Below are 16,023 nucleotides of genomic sequence, written 5' to 3' on the forward strand. Positions count from 1 at the left end.
TCGGTTGACGTCCAGGTCGGCATGCAGGTCGGCGCGGTCTCGAAGTTGGTGGGTGTCAGCGTCAGAACGCTGCATCACTACGACGAGATCGCGTTGGTGGTGCCGTCGGGCAGAACACCCAAGGGCTATCGGACGTACTCGTCGGCCGATGTCGAACGGCTGCATCAGGTATTGACCTACCGCGAGCTCGGGTTCCCACTCGACGTCATTGCAGCGTTGCTCGACGACCCGGCGGTCGATGCCATGGCGCATCTGCGGCGGCAGCGAGAGTTGTTGAACGAGCGGATCGATCATTTGCACGCAATGGCTGCGGCCGTGGACAAGATGATGGAGGCGAAGAAGATGGGTATGCAATTGACTCCCGAGGAGCAGCGAGAGATCTTCGGCGACAACTGGCCCGGCGAGGAATACGCCGAGGAGGCCGAGCAGCGCTGGGGCGAAACCGACGAGTGGAAGCAGTCTCAGCAGCGGACGGCGTCGTTCACCAAGGACGATTGGAAGGCCGTCAAGGAAGAGACGGACCTCCTGGAAGCCGATCTCGCTGACGCGATGCAGCGGGGTGTGTCGCCGGATTCCGCCGAAGCCGGGGTACTGGCCGAACGTCATCGCGCGTCGATCGAGCGGTACTACGACTGCGGTTACGAGATGCAGGTGAACCTGGCGGAGATGTACATCGCCGACGAGCGATTTGCCAAGCACTACAACGATATCGCCGACGGTTTGGCGCAGTATCTCCGTGACGTCATCGTCGCGAACGCCGCTCGTCAGGGCTGACTCGTCTCGATCCGCACCCCTTTTCGGAATCCGCACTTCCTGCAGGGGGTGCGGATTCCGACCCGGGGCGTAGATGTCCGGGCGAACGCTGCTCTTCAGAGTTGACGCGAGCGGCAGGCGGCATTCATCTGCCAGTCCCAGTGGCCAGAGATAGGTTGCATGGCTTGTCTTTTCATCGAACTCTCGTACGGATCAGACACCGAGGAGACTGCGGGCATTGTCTACTGTGACGGCGCGCCAGTTCTCCAGTCCACCGTCCGCGGCACCGGCGTCGAGTGATCGCAGTTGTTCTTGCACAGCGGCGATCGGCGTGAAGCAGTAGTCGCTGCCGTAGACCAGACGATCGGGTCCGACCGTCGAGAGCAACGCCGGCAGCTGCCGCGGAACCGGCGTACCGGCGAGGTCGAACCACAAGCGCTGCAGTACATTCGGCGTCGACGGGGTACCGAGACCGACCTGCGTCCGGAAGAAGTCGACCCGATCTGCCAACAGCGGCAGCACTCCACCGCCATGAGTGAACACCCAACGGATCTGAGGGAACCGATCGACCACGCCCAGCAGAATCAAGTCGATGACGGTTCGCGCTGTGTCGAAGAGGAATTCGACCATCGGAGCGGGCCTACCGAGCGCTACCGCAGCTGCGTTCGGCGGCGAGGTGGGATGCACGAAGACCACCGCCGAACGCGCATCGAGCGCGGTGAGCAGTGGCGTCAGCACCGCGTTGCCCAGATACATGCCGCCGGCGTTCGACATCACGGTGACCCCGTCGGCACCGAGCTGATCGAGAGCCCGAATGGCCTCGACCGTCGAGTCGACGACGTTCGGAAGGGGCAGCGACGCAAAGAATCCGAGGCGTGGCTGACCCTGGACAACTCCGACTCCGAAGTCATTGACCCGTCGGGCCAGATCGGAAGCCTGGCCGTCGTTGCCGAAGTGCACCCCAGGGCTCGACACGGACAGGATCGCCCTGTCGATCCCACACCGGTCCATCATCTGCAGATGCTCGGTCACCGACCAGGACGGCCACTTCGGCATGCCGTCGGGAAAGACGATGCCGGACGCGAGTGCTTCGCGCAGATAGAAGTCGGGGACCATGTGCGAGTGCACGTCCACTACTCCCCCGGCGGCAGGCTTCGGTGACGCCGACGCGGTCGCTGCGGACAGAGCGACTCCAGAGAGCGTGGCTGCACCGAGCGCGCCGAGCAAGGTTCTGCGATCGATCACGGTCTACGTCCTTGTCGTCGACACCACCCGGTCCGAACTGACGCTATCGTCACATATGAGATTATCTGCAGTCAACGGTGACTTGTACCAACTGATGTAGGACTAACATGGCGCGATGACGACCGAACGTACGAAGCCCAGTCCTGCGCAATTTTTGGGGTACTCGTTCGGTCGGGTCCTGCCCCCGTCGATGCAGGATTGGGTCCGAAACGACCTCGTCGGCAACGGGGCCCAGGTGCGCTACCTGGCTCGATTCACGGTTCCCGTCATCCCGTTGCTGCTGCTGTTCCTGCTGATTCCCGGCCCACTGTGGATGTCGCTGGCGATGATGGCGTTGCTGTTCATTCCGCTGGTGTACTTCGCGATAGCGCTGATGAACGTCTATCGGCGGCACCGATTACTCATTCACGGCCTCGATCCCCAGTTGATCAACGCCAAGGCGCAGAGCCGTGTCGACCGCACCCGGGACGACTACGAGCGACGTCACGGCCGCGGCTGACGATCGGACGTTAGTCTTCTGCGCATGACTTCACCTGTGGAATTCAAAGCAACCGCTGATCTGGCCGACGAGATCGGTCCCGACATCCGCAGCTGCGACACCCAGTTCATCCAGTTCGGCAAGCACACCGAGTTCGCCGGACCCATCACCACCATCCGCTGCTTCCAGGACAACTTGCTGGTCAAGCAGACGTTGAGCGAGCCCGGCAACGGCGGCGTTCTCGTGGTCGACGGCGACGCCAGCATCCACACCGCGCTCGTCGGCGACATCATCGCCGGGCGGGGTGTCGACAACGGCTGGGCAGGCGTCATCGTCAACGGCGCTGTGCGGGACTCGGCGATTCTGCGCACCCTTGACATCGGCGTCAAGGCACTGGGGACGAACCCACGCAAGAGCACGCAGACGGGATCGGGCGAGAAGAACGTGCCGGTGACCTTCGGCGGCGTCACCTTCACCCCCGGCGAGATCGTCTACAGCGATCACGACGGAGTGGTCGCAGTCTGATCCGACGCGAAAGGGACGGCCGCGGTGCCGTCCCTTTCTGTTGCGTCTTGTACGACGTCGGTGCTACTTCACGAACGCGAGAAGCGCGTCGTTCACTTCCTGGAAGTGTGTCCACAGCAGCCCGTGGGGTGCGCCGTCGACCTCGACGTACGTTGCCTCCGGGAACGCCTCGTGGAACGGGCGGCCGGTGGAGTCGATCGGCAGGATGTTGTCGGCCGTGCCGTGCAGGATCAGCGTCGGCTTGCCCGATTCGCGGACCTTTGCGACGTCTCCGCGGAAGTCTTCGAGCCAAGTGGGCACGACGGCATAGGCCGCGACGGGCGCGCTGGTGGTGGCGGTGTTCCAGCTGGCGCGCACGGTGGCCTCGCTGATGCGGCTGCCGAGGTTCTCGTCGAGGTTGTAGAAGTCCTTGTAGAAGTTCTCGAACCAGGTGAAACGATCCTCGCGCGCTGCGGTCTCGATGCCGTCGAACACCGACTGCGGAACGCCGGTGGGGTTGTCGTCGGTCTGTAGCAGGAACGGCTCGAGCGAGGCGAGAAACGCGAACTTGGCGACGCGATCGGTGCCGTACTTCGCGGCATACCGAGCCAGTTCTCCTGTGCCCATGGAGAATCCGACGAGGATGACGTCGTTCAGGTCGAGCTCGGTGAGCACCTTGTCCAGGTCTGCAGCGAAGGTGTCGTAGTCGTAGCCGACGGTGGGCTTGCTCGACTGCCCGAATCCACGGCGGTCGTACGTGATGACGCGGTAGCCGGCATCGAGCAGCGCACGCGACTGGCGCTCCCAGGAGTTGCCGTCGAGCGGGTAGCCGTGGATGAGCACGACCGGCTGGCCTGAGCCGTGATCCTCGTAGTAGACCTCGACGGGGGTGGAGTTCTCGGTTCCGACGTTGATGTACGCCATGATCCTGCCTTCCTGTGTCCTGAGCATCGAGCGGGAGAACGGTCGTTCTCTCCGTGTGTGGACTACTGTAGAGAACGTTGGTTCTCTCGGCAAGGGGTAAGCGATGACCAGTACGGAAATCGGACGGGCACAGGTGGTGAACGCCGCGGACGAACTGTTCTATGCGCGCGGCATCCAGGCCGTCGGCATGGATGAGCTGCGCACCGCAGCGGGAATCTCCCTCAAACGCATGTACACACTGTTTCCGTCCAAGACGGCCATCGTGGCCGAGGTCCTCCGTGGCCGCACTGCCCAGTGGAACGACGGGATCCGCGCCGAGGCGGACCGACACGACACGCCGCGCGGAAAGCTGTTGTCCATCTTCGACTTCCTGGATCGATGGTTCCGAGAGGACGACTTTCGCGGGTGCGCGTTCATCAACTCCTTCGGCGAACTGGGCGCAACCATGCCCGAGGTCGCCGACGCCGCGCATCAGCACAAGAAACGTTTCATCGAGTACGTCACCGCCTTGGCCGTCGAAGACGGATGCGAGCCGACCGTCGGTCTGCAAATCGCACTGCTCGCCGAGGGCGCTCAAACCACCGCCGCCATCACCGAACTGGCCGAATCCGCCTCTGCAGCAAAGACTGCGGCCGAGGTTCTGTTGAATTCGAGCGCGAAGTGACCGGCATCGCGATCACTGACATTTGACACTGAAATTGTCCGATTCGGGACGTTAGTGTCGAATCCATGAGCAAGCTACGAGTCCTCGCCGCCCTCACCGTCTCGACGGCCCTGCTGGTCAGTGGATGCACGTCGTCCGACGAGCCCTCAGCCGTGCAAGCGACCTCTACGACGACGTCGAGTGGGAGCAGCAGGACCGACGACGTCCAGGCGGCTCTGGACGCCCTGGTCGATGCAGGGTCCGTCGCCGCCGTCGCGCAGGTGCGCGACGGCGAGGATTCCTGGTCGGGAGCGGCAGGACTCGTCGAGCGTGATGGCACCGAGCCGGCGGCTGCCGATGATCCGGTGCGCATTGCAAGCGTCACCAAGTCGATGGTCGCGGCGGTGGTGCTGCAGCTCGTCGACGAGGGAAAACTGCAGCTCGATCAGCGGGTCGACGAACTCCTTCCGGGCCTGCTGTCCAAGTCCGTCACCGTCCGACAACTGCTCGACCATACGAGCGGAATACCCGACTACCTCACCGGACTCGATACGGCGCAGCAGATCGCTTCTCGCGCCGATGATTCCGTCACCGATGATGAGCTGATCTCGAAGGCGTCGGCCATGCCGTGGACAAGTGAACCGGGCCAGGAGTTCAGCTACTCGAACACCAACTACGTTCTACTCGGGCGGATCGTGGCCGATCTCGATGGGAAGCCCGTCGGACAGTCGTTGCAGGACAGGATCATCGAACCTCTGCAGATGACCGACACCACTTACCCCACCGACGCTGATATCGCCGGCGATGCACTGCACGGCTACGTGCTGGAGAACGGGATCTACACCGACGTCACCGACTACGACGCGAGTATCTGGTCCTCGGGTGCTGCTGTGGTGTCCACGGTCGGCGATCTGAACACCTTCTTCAGAGCGCTGTTCGAAGGCACACTGCTACCTCGCAACATGGTCGACGACATGCAGGTGGTCAGCCCCTCCGGCTACGGCCTCGGATTGCTGCTGGGAGTCGATGCCTGCGATCCAGAGTCCGGTGAGCTGGTGTTCGGCCAGCGCGGCAACGGCTTCGGATATCGCACTTTTCAGTTCTCGAGTCCCGACGGCAACCGTCAGGTGTCACTGGCCTGGACCACAGCCGCGGCGACCCCGGGCACCGATCCACTGCTAGAACCCGCATCCGAAGCACTGATCGCCGGACTGGCATCGACCTGCCCGGCGTAGTTAGAGGGTCGTCACCCAGCCGTGTACTTCGTCGCTCGTGAGTGCAGCCTGGTGACGCTTCCGCAGAGTGAGCGCCACCGGGCCCGACTCCTTAGTTCCTATTGCGCGGCCGTCGATTTCGTACACCGGGGCAACCCCGGCCGACGTGCCACACACGAAGACCTCGTCGGCGATGTACAGCTCGGTGAGGTCGACGGTGCGCTCCTGAACCGTCATTCCTTCTTCGCGCGCCAACGTCAGGAGTGTTCGACGGTTGATGCCATCGAGAATGTCGCTGGTGACGTCAGGCGTGACGAGCACTCCGTTTCTCACGAGGAAGATGTTGGCGGCACTGAGCTCGCAGACGTGCCCGTTGATGTCGAGGAAGATGCAGTCGTCGAAACCGCTGTCGATCGCATCCTGTTTCGCCAGAACGGAATTGACGTACGCACCGTTCACCTTGGCGCGGGAGGGAATGGCGTAGTCGGGAATGCGACGCCACACACTGGTCTTCAATCGCATACCGTTCTGCGGCACAATGGGATTGGCGTCGTAGAGGAAGATCGACACTGTCGTGTGCAGGCCACGGACCCGTGTTCCGGGAATGGACTCGTCGACGTGGACGGTTGCCCGCACGTACACCTCGTCGGTCGGGGCGTTGGCCGCCACGACCTGCTGCGTCACCTGCACGAACCGTTCGAAACTCCACTGCGTCGCGAAGGTGTCGATGCCGATGATCTTGCAGGACTCGACGAGTCGCTGGTAGTGATCGAGCAACCGGAAAGCGGTGCGCCGATCTCCGTTCACCTGCACCGGAAACACGGTGTAAACACTCAGGCCGTAGAGGACGGCCGAGGTCGCGACCCCGAGTGTCGCGTCCTGCGCGTCCACCAAGCGATCGCCGAAATACACCTTCGAGTGCGGGAGTGCCATGCGGCGATGCTAGTCGCCCGGTGAGTCCAAGCGACAACGCTTTTACTTCTCTATGGTCGAGTACATGAGCGAACGCACAGTATCCTGGCCACCCCTTGGTCGTTCCGCAGGCTCCACTCCCGCCCGCACACTCTGGAACGACGGCCCCGAGGTGGGTGCCATCGGCTTGGGCTGCATGGGAATGACCTGGGCATACAAGGCAGACGACCAAACAGAGTCCCCCCATCGCGTCATCGGGCACGCCCTGGACCTGGGTGTGAACTTCATCGACACGGCCGATGTGTACGGACCGTTCACCAACGAGGAAGTCGTCGGCGCAGCCATCGGCAGTCGACGCGACGAGGTGGTGCTCGCGACCAAGGGCGGATTGACCTCCCACATCGGCGACGCCGGAGAGCCGGTCATTTCCGGCCCCAACGGCAAGCCCGAGCATCTGCGGTCTGCCATCGACGACTCGCTCCGGCGGTTGGGCGTCGACCACATCGATCTGTATTACCTGCACCGTCCCGATCCCGAGGTCGACGTCGAGGACAGCATCGGCGCGATGGCCGAGGCCGTGCAGGCCGGAAAGGTTCGCGCACTCGGTGTTTCGGAGTTCACGGTCGAGCAGCTCGATCGGGCTCAGCGGGTGCATCCGATATCTGCTGTGCAGTCGGAGTTGTCGTTGTGGACACGCGACCACCTGGCAACCTCGTTGACATGGACGAAGGACAACGGTGCCGCCTTTGTGCCGTTCTCACCGCTGGGCCGAGGGTTTCTGACGGGCAACTTCCGCGGAACCGTACCCGCTGCAGATGATTTCCGCTCTCGACTGCCGCGTTTCAGTCACGACAACCTCGATGCGAACCTCGTCATCGTCGACGCCATCGCGGCCATCGCCGACGAGCTCGGTGCGACGCCTGCGCAGGTGGCCCTGGCATGGGTGCTGGCGCAGGGAGAGCACGTGGTGCCGATTCCCGGCACTCGCCGCACTTCACGTCTCGACGAGAACGCCGGTGCCGCCTCGCTCACGTTGAGCTCCGAGCACCTCGCCGCACTCGACGCATTGCCTGAGCCCGCTGGTGGCCGGTATTGAGATAGCGCAGGTCGATCCGTCGACGGATCGGTTGTCGGCCGAGAAAATCCTGGCCGTACAGAGGAGTGCGTACGCTGTCGAGGCCGAGCTCATCGGCGACGACCGCATCCCACTACTGCACGAGTCGGTGGACGATCTGTGTGCAGCACAGGTCCACTGGCTCGTCGCGCGTGATCTGGACGAAATCCTCGGTGCCGCAGCGTGGTCCGGATCCGAGATCGACCGTCTGGTGGTGGCTCCACACGCACATCGGCAAGGCATCGGACGAGCGTTGGTCGAGTCGATGCTGAATTCGATTGCAGGACAACGGCTGCGAGTCGCAACGGGACGCGACAATGCGCCGGCGCGAAAGCTGTACGAATCCCTCGGCTTCGTGCACAGCCAGAATCAAGAGGTGTTGCCGGGACTGTGGCTGGCCCGCTACGAACTCAACCGTTGATCTGTATCGGGCTTACGCGGGCGAGCGACGAACCATATCAGTGCGCCTGAGATGGGCATCAGCAACACGAGCAGACACCACCAGAACGCGGATCCCCGACGAGCCTGATTGCTCCGAAGAATCGACACCCATGCGACACCGACGAGTAGCAGCCACAACACGATCCCAGCCATCCATGCGAGATCGAACCATAACGGCAGAGCCGGGTTACCGTCAGCATCCATGGTCTTCCGTCGAGGCGAGACCGACCAACTGCTGTTCGGCGCGATCGCGGGTTTGCGGATCCACAGTCGACGGCAGATGCTTGAAGAATTCGCGGATCATCTGCACGTGCTGGGCATCGAGCAACCCTGCCCGCACTGCTGCAGCGGTGTGCGGCAACAACGGAGGCAGCACTTCGCCGGACAGTGCGGTGCGATCACCCAACTCCGCGGCCAGACGCACCCGCGCCCCGGCCGCTCGTGGGGTTATCCGCAGCATCCACGCCACCGAGCACGGCACCGAACCCGGATACACATCGAGGCCGTGCTGAGTGATCAACTCGTTGAGCCAGGTGTACGAATGCGCCGTCACAGACCGCGACACAGTTTCCATGCGTTGGACCACCGCACGCCGGTCGGCATTCGACCATGCCACCGACCCTTGCCCCGCCAACTCGGCGACCGCCGACTCCACCGCCTCGACCAACACAGCCAAGTCGGGGTCGGACACGACGGGGGCAGGCGGCACCGTGTCGATGCCGTCCACCCCTGATCCGCCGTCCCCCGAAAGCATGAACAGAATCTACCGCGACCCACCGACATGTCGCCTCAGGCCGCGGTGACGACGGGCACCACTTCGTAGGGCCAGCTCCGGTAGTCCCGGTCCACCTCATGGATCGGTAACGTCGCACTAGCGCAAGCCCGGTATCGACCCAGAAAGGGCGCACCATGACCGCGCGACCATCCAGCGATCCCACTGCCGCCGACTGGCTCGTCCACGCTGATCGAGATTGGTGGGACCTCGCCACCAGAGGTCCACTGGGGTACGAGAGCTACGCGTGTCTCCGGTTCATCCCGGATCCGACGCACGCGGATCAGCGTGAGGGCGAGGCCGACGTTCCATACGACGAGCGTTCGGAGACAGACCAATTGGCGATGGTCGTCGAGATGCTGGCGAAGCACACGACGACACCTGCGGACTGTTACTTCTGCGTGTGGGAGGGATGGGGAGGTATCGAGGTGCATGGTGCCGCGCGAATCAACCTTCCCGAACGGGGAGCGTTCCTGTTCCGAGGACCTGCGCTCGACCTGCTGAACTGGGAGCAGGCGCTCGATCCCCCTGATCGCGAGGGTCTGCCGATCCCCTCGTTCGTCTGGCCCGCCGACCGAGCCTGGTGCATCGCCAACGACATCGATCCCCACTTCGCCACCATCGGTGCGAGCTCGTCCGCGATAAAGGACGTTCTCGCCTACCGTCGAGTCGACACAGTCATCGACGACCCTGCCAGCCCACAACCCTGGTACAGCCATTGAATACCGGTGGCACAGAATGGTCGAATACTGATCTGCAGCAGGATGTCTCGGAAGCAGAGTGGGTGGACTACAACCTCGACGGCGTCGCCACAACCACGGTGGGCTCGCTGGTCCCCACTGTGTTCGACGCCTATGCCAGCATCGCGTATCCCGCTCGCAACGGCATGCCACACCGTACAACGCCGGCGAAACCCGTTGCAGCCTGGCATGTTCAGCTGATGCCCACCATCGAAGTACTCACTCGAAATACGACAACACCCAATGACTGCTGGTTCGCCGTCTGGGAAGGCAACACCGCACTCGACTACATTCGCGATTCGGCACCGACCACGAACATCGCCGGCTACGACTACTTCCTGCTGAGGGGGCCGGTCTCACGTGCAACGGACACCCTCGGTGGGTTGTCACCGAATCTGTGTTGGCCCAACGACCACGCGTGGCGTTTAGCGCAGCACTTCGACTTCCCCTGTGCCTATATCGGGGGCAGCAGGGATGCCGTTGCGGACCTTCTCGCGCTCACAGATATCGATTCGTCGCCGGTCCGCGTCGACCAGATCATCACTGCAGCCTACGACGAGACCGATTAGCCCCCGCCAACAAATCTCGACAACCGACGCAACGTCAGAACTGCGCCCTCGGCGCTCCCATTCCCGGGTCGATTTGGAACGGACCGCTTGCCGAAGGCGCTATCGGGAAATCGAAGATTGCGGTGGGGATGTACACGGTGGCACAGGAGTTGGGGATGTCGACCACTCCGGACAGGCGTCCCTCGATCGGGGCCGAGCCCAGCAGCAGGTACGCCTGCTCGGGGCTGTATCCGAATTTGGTGAGGTAGTCGATCGCATGCATGCAGGCGTTTTGGTAGGACAGGTCGGAGTCCAGATACTTCTGCTCGCCGTCGACGGTGACCGAAATGCCCGAGAAGGCAATCCATTCCGAGTACTGGGGTGCGGTGTTTCCGGGCATGAAGATCGCGTTTTCACTGACCCCGTACGTGTCCATGCCGCCCTTGATCAGGTCGACGTGCAGGTCCATGAAACCGCCCATTTCGATGGCACCACAGAAGGTGATCTCGCCGTCACCCTGCGAGAAGTGCAAGTCTCCGAACGACAACTTCGCCCCTGGTACGAACACCGGATAGAAGACGCGAGTGCCCTTGGTGAGATTCTTGATGTCTTGATTGCCACCGTTCTCTCGTGGCGGTGCCGTACGTGCGGCTTCGCCTGCGACACGCGAGAACTCGTCGCCGCTCAACGATCCCAAAATTGCCCCGTCGAGTTCGGGTGCTAAAGCCAGCGGGGGAACACGCTGAGGATCCGTGGCAATCAGCGCACCTTCACGGGCGTTCCACTTGGCCAGCAGTGCAGCCGACGGCGCGGTCCCCATCAGGCCGGGATGGGTGATTCCGGTGTACTTCACGTGCGGAACGTGGCGAGATGTGGTGGTCTGGCCGGAAAAGTCCCAGATCGCCTTGTACGCGTCGGGGAATCGATCAGTGAGGAATCCGCCGCCGTTCTGCTTGGCGAAGATCCCCGTGTATCCCCAGCCCTGACCGGCCAGTGGGCCCGAATCTTCCTGTGGGATCGGACCGACGTCGAGGATATCGACGATCAGCAGGTCCCCGGGCTCGGCTCCCTCGATGTGGAACGGCCCGGACAACGTGTGCACGTTGTTGAGCGGCGCATTCAGAATGTCCTCGGCGGAGTCGTCGTTGTGAATGGCCCCGTCGAACCATTCGCGGCAGTGCGCCCGAAACGACGTGCCGGGCTTCACTGTGACCGCGGCCGGTATGTCGGGATGCCATCGGTTGTGACCGACGATCTCCTGTTCGGTGAAACTCTTCGTCGAGTCGAGCGGAAACAGCAGTTCGGGCACGAGGCACCTCCGGTTGCGCGGATTCTCCTGCCTCGATCATTGCACCGTCGTGGTGTATTCGGCCCGGTATGACGTGTAAATGTTGTATGACGTTGCGCCGGAACGCCACTGACACGACACCTCACGCTACCCTCGTGTGCGTGCCCACCTACAGCTTTCGCTGCACACAGCGTTGCGAACCCGTCGAGCAGAGATTCTCCATGGCCGATGTCCCCTCCCAGGTGACGTGCCCGGAGTGCGGCGAAACAGCTGCACGCCGGATTTCGTCTCCTGCCCTCGGCAGGGGGAACAGCGCTGCGATGAAGGCACACGACGCCTCGCGGGCCACCGCCGACTCACCGACGGTAGTCACCTCCATCCCACGGCAAGGGCGGGCGGCTAGCCCGACGACGTCGAACCCGCTCCACCGTCGCCTGCCACGTCCCTGATCTCGGCGTTTCTCTTTCGTGCCGACGGGGAAGTCCGGGTGCATGTCCCAGCTCCCCGCTCCCCCGTCGATCGCCGACGGCTTCACCACCGACGACGTCGTTTCCTGGGTTGCCGAGCATCTGGGCGACCTGACGCTCGAGCGGCCGGACGACATAGCTCCGGGTGGCATTCGCGGCGGACAATCGGCGGCCGATGCCGCGCTGGCGAGCTTGTACATCACCGGCTACGCCCGCGACCGCAGCACTGTCCTTCCTGCGAATCGTCGTGGAGCCAGTCGAATGTCGCCGTACATCCGGCACGGTCTGCTCACTCTCCGTGAGGTGTGGGACGCCGTAGCGGACGCCCCGGCGCGCGATCGCACGCGGTACCGGGACGAACTCATGTGGCAGGAATACGCCCGCCACCTCTATGCCCGCGTCGGAACCGATCTGGGGAGATCCCTTCGTCGTGAACAACCACGACCGCACAATTGGACTTCCGAACCCTGGCCCGACGAGATGAACTGCATGTCCACGGTGGTGGGCGAATTGCACAGTGACGGTTGGCTCGTCAACCAAACACGCATGTGGCTGGCGTCCCAATGGGCTGTGCGTGCCGGCGCGACATGGCGCGACGGCGAGGACGAGATGTTCACCCACTTGCTCGACGGCTCACGGGCGGCCAATCGACTGGGTTGGCAATGGACGGTCGGTACCGGAAGCGGCAAGGTGTACGGCTTCAGTCGGTGGCAGGTGAACAAGCGCGCACCATCCCTGTGCCGCAACTGCGCGCTGAAAGACGCCTGCCCCATCGAGAATTGGCCCGACGATGATCTCGGACCGGCAGTCGACGGACCCGATCTCAACAAGGCACCGGTACCCGCGGGCCCTGCGAGCATGGAAGGTGATGGTGCAGAACAGGTCTGGCTGACCGCCGAATCGCTCGGCACCACAGACCCCGCCATGGCTGCGAATCTCGAGCGACCCGCCGTCTTCGTGTTCGACGAACCGCTCCTCCACAAGCTGCGGCTGTCCGGAAAGCGACTGGTGTTTCTCGCCGAGACTCTCGGCGAGATCGCGTCGACCCGGCCGTTGGAGGTACGTCGCGGCCGAGTATCGGAGGAACTTTCCGGACGGTCTCTGGCCGCCACCTGGGCACCCGTTCCCGGCTTCTCTCGCATCGCCGACGCCATCGCCCCGGTCGAATTGCATCCATGGCCCTGGCTGACGCGTCCCACCACATCCTCGGTCCGGTCGTTCAGTGCGTGGCGGCGCAGTCACTGACGTGCCCGCACCGTGATCTGCCCTTCCTCGCTGGTGGCGGAGACCGTCTTCGGCGATCTGGGGTCGTTGATCACGTCGACGACGACGTCGCCTTTGTCGGATGCCGCGTCGACGGCATAGAAGTCGGCGGGCGGAAGCCCGATCGTCGTGTCGCCGATCACGTTGCGCGCCTTGACCGATTCCGGTGCAGTACGCGATTCGACGCTGATCTCGCCGAACGTCGTGCTCACATCCACGATGGACGCAGTTGCATCACTGATCTTCACGTCACCGAACCGTGTGTCGACCCGGATGGCTCCCGCCGATCCACGAGCGAACACCGATCCCGACGCTGTCGAGACGGATACGTCTGCACCGACATCCGACAGCACGACATCACCGCCCGCACCGTTCACCGCGAGGGTCAGGCCTGTGGGTATCTGCAATTCGACGTCGGCGTCACACGTCTTGTACCTGCCGTAGGAACATTCCACAGCCACGCTCGACCCGTCCGCGCCGACGTCGATCGTGGGGGCGTCCCCTCGGTAGATCCCGTGCGCTCGAACATGCAGCGAATCATCGGGACTGGGCACGAACTTCAGGTGCGCGAACCCGGTCGTCACCGTCAGCTGCGAGCCGTCGATCGCGTGATCTACCGAGTAGTCGTAGTTCTGAGTCTTCGGAACGGAGAAGCCGAGCGCGATCGCCGCAGTGGTGCCTGCTCCGGCCGCACCGACCACGACGGCCGCTGTGGTGATCGCCAACGTGTAGCGCAACAATGGAATTCGATTCATCGAATAGCTCCCAGGTATCGTAGGACTGCCATGACCCGGCGGTGATCCGCACTGTCACCGAGCAATCCGAGTTTGGCGAAGATGTTTCCGATGTGCTTCTCGACGGCTGCTTGGCCTACGACAAGAGCGGCAGCGATGCCGGCATTGGACTTACCTTCGGCCATCGCCGTCAGCACATCTCGCTCTCGCGGTGTCAGCGAATCGAGTGGATCCGATCGTGGTGCGCGCGCCAGAATCTGTTGCACAACTTCAGGATCGATGACGGTTCCGCCGTCGGCGACCGTTTTCACCGCGTCGGAGAATTCGTCCACATCGGCGACGCGATCCTTCAGCAGATATCCGACGCCGTCCGTGCTCTGCCGAATCAGTTCTGCCGCATACCTTTCCTCCACGTACTGCGAGAGCACCAGTACTCCGACATCGGGCCAACGCTCACGAATGACCAGTGCCGCTCGCAGACCCTCGTCGAGAAATGTCGGAGGCATCCGCACGTCGATGACGCAGACGTCGGGCAGCGGCTCGGTGGACGACATCAGCGTCAACAGCTGCGCCGCGTCACCAACTTTTCCGATCACCTCGGCACCGGAGTCGACCAACAAACGCGCAACACCCTCACGTAGCAGTACCGAGTCGTCGGCAATGATCACTCGCACGGGATGGTCACCTCCACTCGTGTCGGGCCGCCCGACGGCGAAGTCACCGTCAGGGTTCCGTCGATTCCGCTGAGCCTGTCGGCCAATCCGGCCAATCCGCCGCCGGGCTCGAAATGCGCACCGCCACAACCGTCGTCGACCACGGTGACGGCGACGGAGGACTCGCCGCGAGCGACATCGACCTGCACGTTTCCGGCGTGGGCGTGCTTGCCGACATTGGTCAAGGCCTCGGACACCACGAAGTACACCGTCGACTCGGCGGTGGCGTTCAGACGTCGCTCGCCGGTGAGGGCCGGGTCGATGTCGATCGTCACCGGAACTGTCGACAACGCCGCGACCGACGACAGCGCTGCGTCGAGTCCGCGATCGGTCAGGATCGGGGGATGCAGTCCGCGCGTCAACGTTCGGATCTCACCGATCGCGTTCTTCGCCTCCCGATGTGCATCGTCGAGCAAACCCTTCAAGACCACGTCGTCCGTAGCCGACGCGCGAGACTTCGCTTGTCCCAGTGACATTGCCACCGAGACCAGCCGTTGCTGGGCACCGTCGTGCAGGTCCCGTTCGATGCGTCGCCGCTCGGCATCGGCGGCGTCGACGACGCGAGCACGGCTCATGGTCAGCTCGTTCACCCGCTTGCTCGACTCCGACTGCCCGAGAAGTGCTGCAGCGCTCCACCAATCGAGCTTGGCAATCAGGGTCGTCAGTGGCGGAACGCCGGCAACCAGGACTACCAGAGCTCCCACTCCGATCACCGCAACCAGCGGAAAGTCCACTCGTTCGGCTATCTCCAACCCGGTGCCCTCGGGATCGGTGACCAACCACGCGACCGGGGCGGCCGCCAGAACCGGAAGCGCCAGGAAGAGCGCAGGCAGCAAGAACAGCAGCGCAGCCGAGATCGGAATACGAATGATCCAGTAGACGAGCGACTTCCACAGCCCGACGTCACGAACACACCACACCAACTTTCGCCAACTGGTCGGATAGACGATGGTGTCCGGTTTCGTGATCTCGATGCCACTGGTCAGGTCGATGCCCGCTCGCGCCGCGATGTCCAGCCAACGAAGGACCACGATCGTGAACACGAAGACGAGCACACCGCTGAGGGCGAACGGCAACGCGAACACCGCGAGCAGGAGCAGACCTACGATCAGCCATCCGCCCAGTCCGGCGAACGTCGTCGCCAACAGCGACGCCATTGCCAACCACCACTGCTGCGAAATCCACGCTCTGAGCGGATTGAGGGGAATCGGTAATGCCTGGTTCATGCGGATGAGCCTAAGTGGGCAGTCGCCGGGGCGTCCTCACTGCG

Annotated in this window: 20 protein-coding genes; 11 read left to right on the forward strand and 9 right to left on the reverse strand. The window is 63.2% G+C overall.

Annotated elements, in window-relative coordinates:
- The first annotated feature begins 21 nt into the window (after positions 1-21).
- On the forward strand, positions 22-774 hold the full coding sequence (locus ASH04_RS06615) for a MerR family transcriptional regulator (protein WP_057473139.1): 753 nt from the start codon (positions 22-24) through the stop codon (positions 772-774).
- Between the two features lie 192 nt (positions 775-966).
- Here the strand turns inward: ASH04_RS06615 and ASH04_RS06620 are convergent, their stop codons facing one another.
- Positions 967-1,998, reverse strand: coding sequence for an amidohydrolase family protein (locus tag ASH04_RS06620; protein ID WP_235579951.1), 1,032 nt, complete (start codon positions 1,996-1,998; stop codon positions 967-969).
- A 115-nt stretch (positions 1,999-2,113) separates the two neighbouring features.
- Between ASH04_RS06620 and ASH04_RS06625 the strand changes: the two genes are divergently transcribed.
- Both ASH04_RS06625 and rraA read left to right on the forward strand, forming a co-directional pair.
- Complete coding sequence (locus tag ASH04_RS06625; protein WP_032366711.1) at positions 2,114-2,497, forward strand: DUF5313 family protein; 384 nt, start codon at positions 2,114-2,116, stop codon at positions 2,495-2,497.
- 24 nt (positions 2,498-2,521) lie between these two features.
- Positions 2,522-3,001: a ribonuclease E activity regulator RraA gene (rraA, locus tag ASH04_RS06630; RefSeq protein WP_027494882.1), complete on the forward strand. Its 480-nt coding sequence runs from the start codon at positions 2,522-2,524 to the stop codon at positions 2,999-3,001.
- Positions 3,002-3,064: 63 nt separating this feature from the next.
- Here rraA and ASH04_RS06635 read toward each other — a convergent pair whose 3' ends face one another.
- Positions 3,065-3,904 carry an alpha/beta fold hydrolase gene (locus ASH04_RS06635; RefSeq protein ID WP_032366710.1) on the reverse strand — a complete coding sequence of 280 codons (840 nt, stop codon included), beginning with the start codon at positions 3,902-3,904 and terminating at the stop codon, positions 3,065-3,067.
- 103 nt (positions 3,905-4,007) lie between these two features.
- On the opposite strand from ASH04_RS06635, the gene ASH04_RS06640 reads away from it, so the two are divergent.
- Both ASH04_RS06640 and ASH04_RS06645 read left to right on the forward strand, forming a co-directional pair.
- Positions 4,008-4,568, forward strand: a complete 561-nt coding sequence (locus ASH04_RS06640) for a TetR/AcrR family transcriptional regulator (protein ID WP_032366709.1) — start codon at positions 4,008-4,010, stop codon at positions 4,566-4,568.
- A gap of 65 nt (positions 4,569-4,633) precedes the next feature.
- Positions 4,634-5,782 (forward strand): serine hydrolase domain-containing protein, encoded by a 1,149-nt coding sequence (locus ASH04_RS06645; protein WP_057473117.1) that lies wholly within the window; start codon positions 4,634-4,636, stop codon positions 5,780-5,782.
- Here the strand turns inward: ASH04_RS06645 and ASH04_RS06650 are convergent, their stop codons facing one another.
- Positions 5,783-6,694, reverse strand: a complete 912-nt coding sequence (locus ASH04_RS06650) for an aminotransferase class IV (protein WP_057473118.1) — start codon at positions 6,692-6,694, stop codon at positions 5,783-5,785.
- A 64-nt stretch (positions 6,695-6,758) separates the two neighbouring features.
- On the opposite strand from ASH04_RS06650, the gene ASH04_RS06655 reads away from it, so the two are divergent.
- Both ASH04_RS06655 and ASH04_RS06660 read left to right on the forward strand, forming a co-directional pair.
- A complete protein-coding gene (locus ASH04_RS06655; protein WP_057473140.1) occupies positions 6,759-7,769 on the forward strand; it encodes an aldo/keto reductase in 1,011 nt (336 codons plus the stop codon).
- A complete protein-coding gene (locus tag ASH04_RS06660) occupies positions 7,756-8,208 on the forward strand; it encodes a GNAT family N-acetyltransferase (RefSeq protein WP_057473119.1) in 453 nt (150 codons plus the stop codon). The genes ASH04_RS06655 and ASH04_RS06660 overlap by 14 nt, the downstream gene beginning before the upstream one ends.
- Here ASH04_RS06660 and ASH04_RS27525 read toward each other — a convergent pair.
- Together ASH04_RS27525 and ASH04_RS06670 are read right to left on the reverse strand one after the other, a co-directional pair.
- A complete protein-coding gene (locus tag ASH04_RS27525) occupies positions 8,190-8,432 on the reverse strand; it encodes a PLDc N-terminal domain-containing protein (RefSeq protein WP_032366707.1) in 243 nt (80 codons plus the stop codon). The two genes, ASH04_RS06660 and ASH04_RS27525, sit on opposite strands and share 19 nt — an antisense overlap.
- Positions 8,422-8,982, reverse strand: coding sequence for a DUF222 domain-containing protein (locus ASH04_RS06670; RefSeq protein ID WP_235579952.1), 561 nt, complete (start codon positions 8,980-8,982; stop codon positions 8,422-8,424). Before ASH04_RS06670 ends, ASH04_RS27525 begins: the two co-directional genes overlap by 11 nt.
- 155 nt (positions 8,983-9,137) lie before the next feature.
- Between ASH04_RS06670 and ASH04_RS06675 the strand changes: the two genes are divergently transcribed.
- Positions 9,138-9,722, forward strand: coding sequence for a hypothetical protein (locus tag ASH04_RS06675; RefSeq protein ID WP_057473121.1), 585 nt, complete (start codon positions 9,138-9,140; stop codon positions 9,720-9,722).
- A gap of 62 nt (positions 9,723-9,784) precedes the next feature.
- On the forward strand, positions 9,785-10,309 hold the full coding sequence (locus ASH04_RS06680) for a hypothetical protein (RefSeq protein WP_156394494.1): 525 nt from the start codon (positions 9,785-9,787) through the stop codon (positions 10,307-10,309).
- Between the two features lie 34 nt (positions 10,310-10,343).
- Here the strand turns inward: ASH04_RS06680 and fmdA are convergent, their stop codons facing one another.
- On the reverse strand, positions 10,344-11,597 hold the full coding sequence (gene fmdA, locus ASH04_RS06685) for a formamidase (RefSeq protein WP_032367944.1): 1,254 nt from the start codon (positions 11,595-11,597) through the stop codon (positions 10,344-10,346).
- 86 nt (positions 11,598-11,683) lie between these two features.
- Between fmdA and ASH04_RS26075 the strand changes: the two genes are divergently transcribed.
- Both ASH04_RS26075 and ASH04_RS06695 read left to right on the forward strand, forming a co-directional pair.
- Positions 11,684-12,025: an FmdB family zinc ribbon protein gene (locus ASH04_RS26075; RefSeq protein ID WP_080729363.1), complete on the forward strand. Its 342-nt coding sequence runs from the start codon at positions 11,684-11,686 to the stop codon at positions 12,023-12,025.
- A gap of 42 nt (positions 12,026-12,067) precedes the next feature.
- Complete coding sequence (locus ASH04_RS06695) at positions 12,068-13,288, forward strand: FAD-binding domain-containing protein (RefSeq protein WP_032392680.1); 1,221 nt, start codon at positions 12,068-12,070, stop codon at positions 13,286-13,288.
- On the opposite strand, the gene ASH04_RS06700 is transcribed toward ASH04_RS06695, so the two are convergent.
- Genes ASH04_RS06700 through ASH04_RS06710 form a run of 3 tightly spaced genes read right to left on the reverse strand, consistent with a single transcriptional unit; the run spans position 13,282 to position 15,979 of the window.
- A complete protein-coding gene (locus ASH04_RS06700) occupies positions 13,282-14,061 on the reverse strand; it encodes a DUF4097 family beta strand repeat-containing protein (protein ID WP_048319096.1) in 780 nt (259 codons plus the stop codon). The genes ASH04_RS06695 and ASH04_RS06700 overlap by 7 nt on opposite strands.
- Positions 14,058-14,714, reverse strand: coding sequence for a response regulator (locus ASH04_RS06705; RefSeq protein WP_032381943.1), 657 nt, complete (start codon positions 14,712-14,714; stop codon positions 14,058-14,060). The genes ASH04_RS06700 and ASH04_RS06705 overlap by 4 nt, the downstream gene beginning before the upstream one ends.
- Entirely contained in the window at positions 14,705-15,979 is a 1,275-nt protein-coding gene (locus ASH04_RS06710; RefSeq protein ID WP_082519185.1) for a sensor histidine kinase, read from the reverse strand. The genes ASH04_RS06705 and ASH04_RS06710 overlap by 10 nt, the downstream gene beginning before the upstream one ends.
- Positions 15,980-16,023 lie beyond the last annotated feature (44 nt).

This window comes from Rhodococcus sp. Leaf233, from assembly GCF_001426165.1.
In the GTDB taxonomy this organism is placed as follows: Bacteria; Actinomycetota; Actinomycetes; order Mycobacteriales; family Mycobacteriaceae; genus Rhodococcoides; species Rhodococcoides fascians.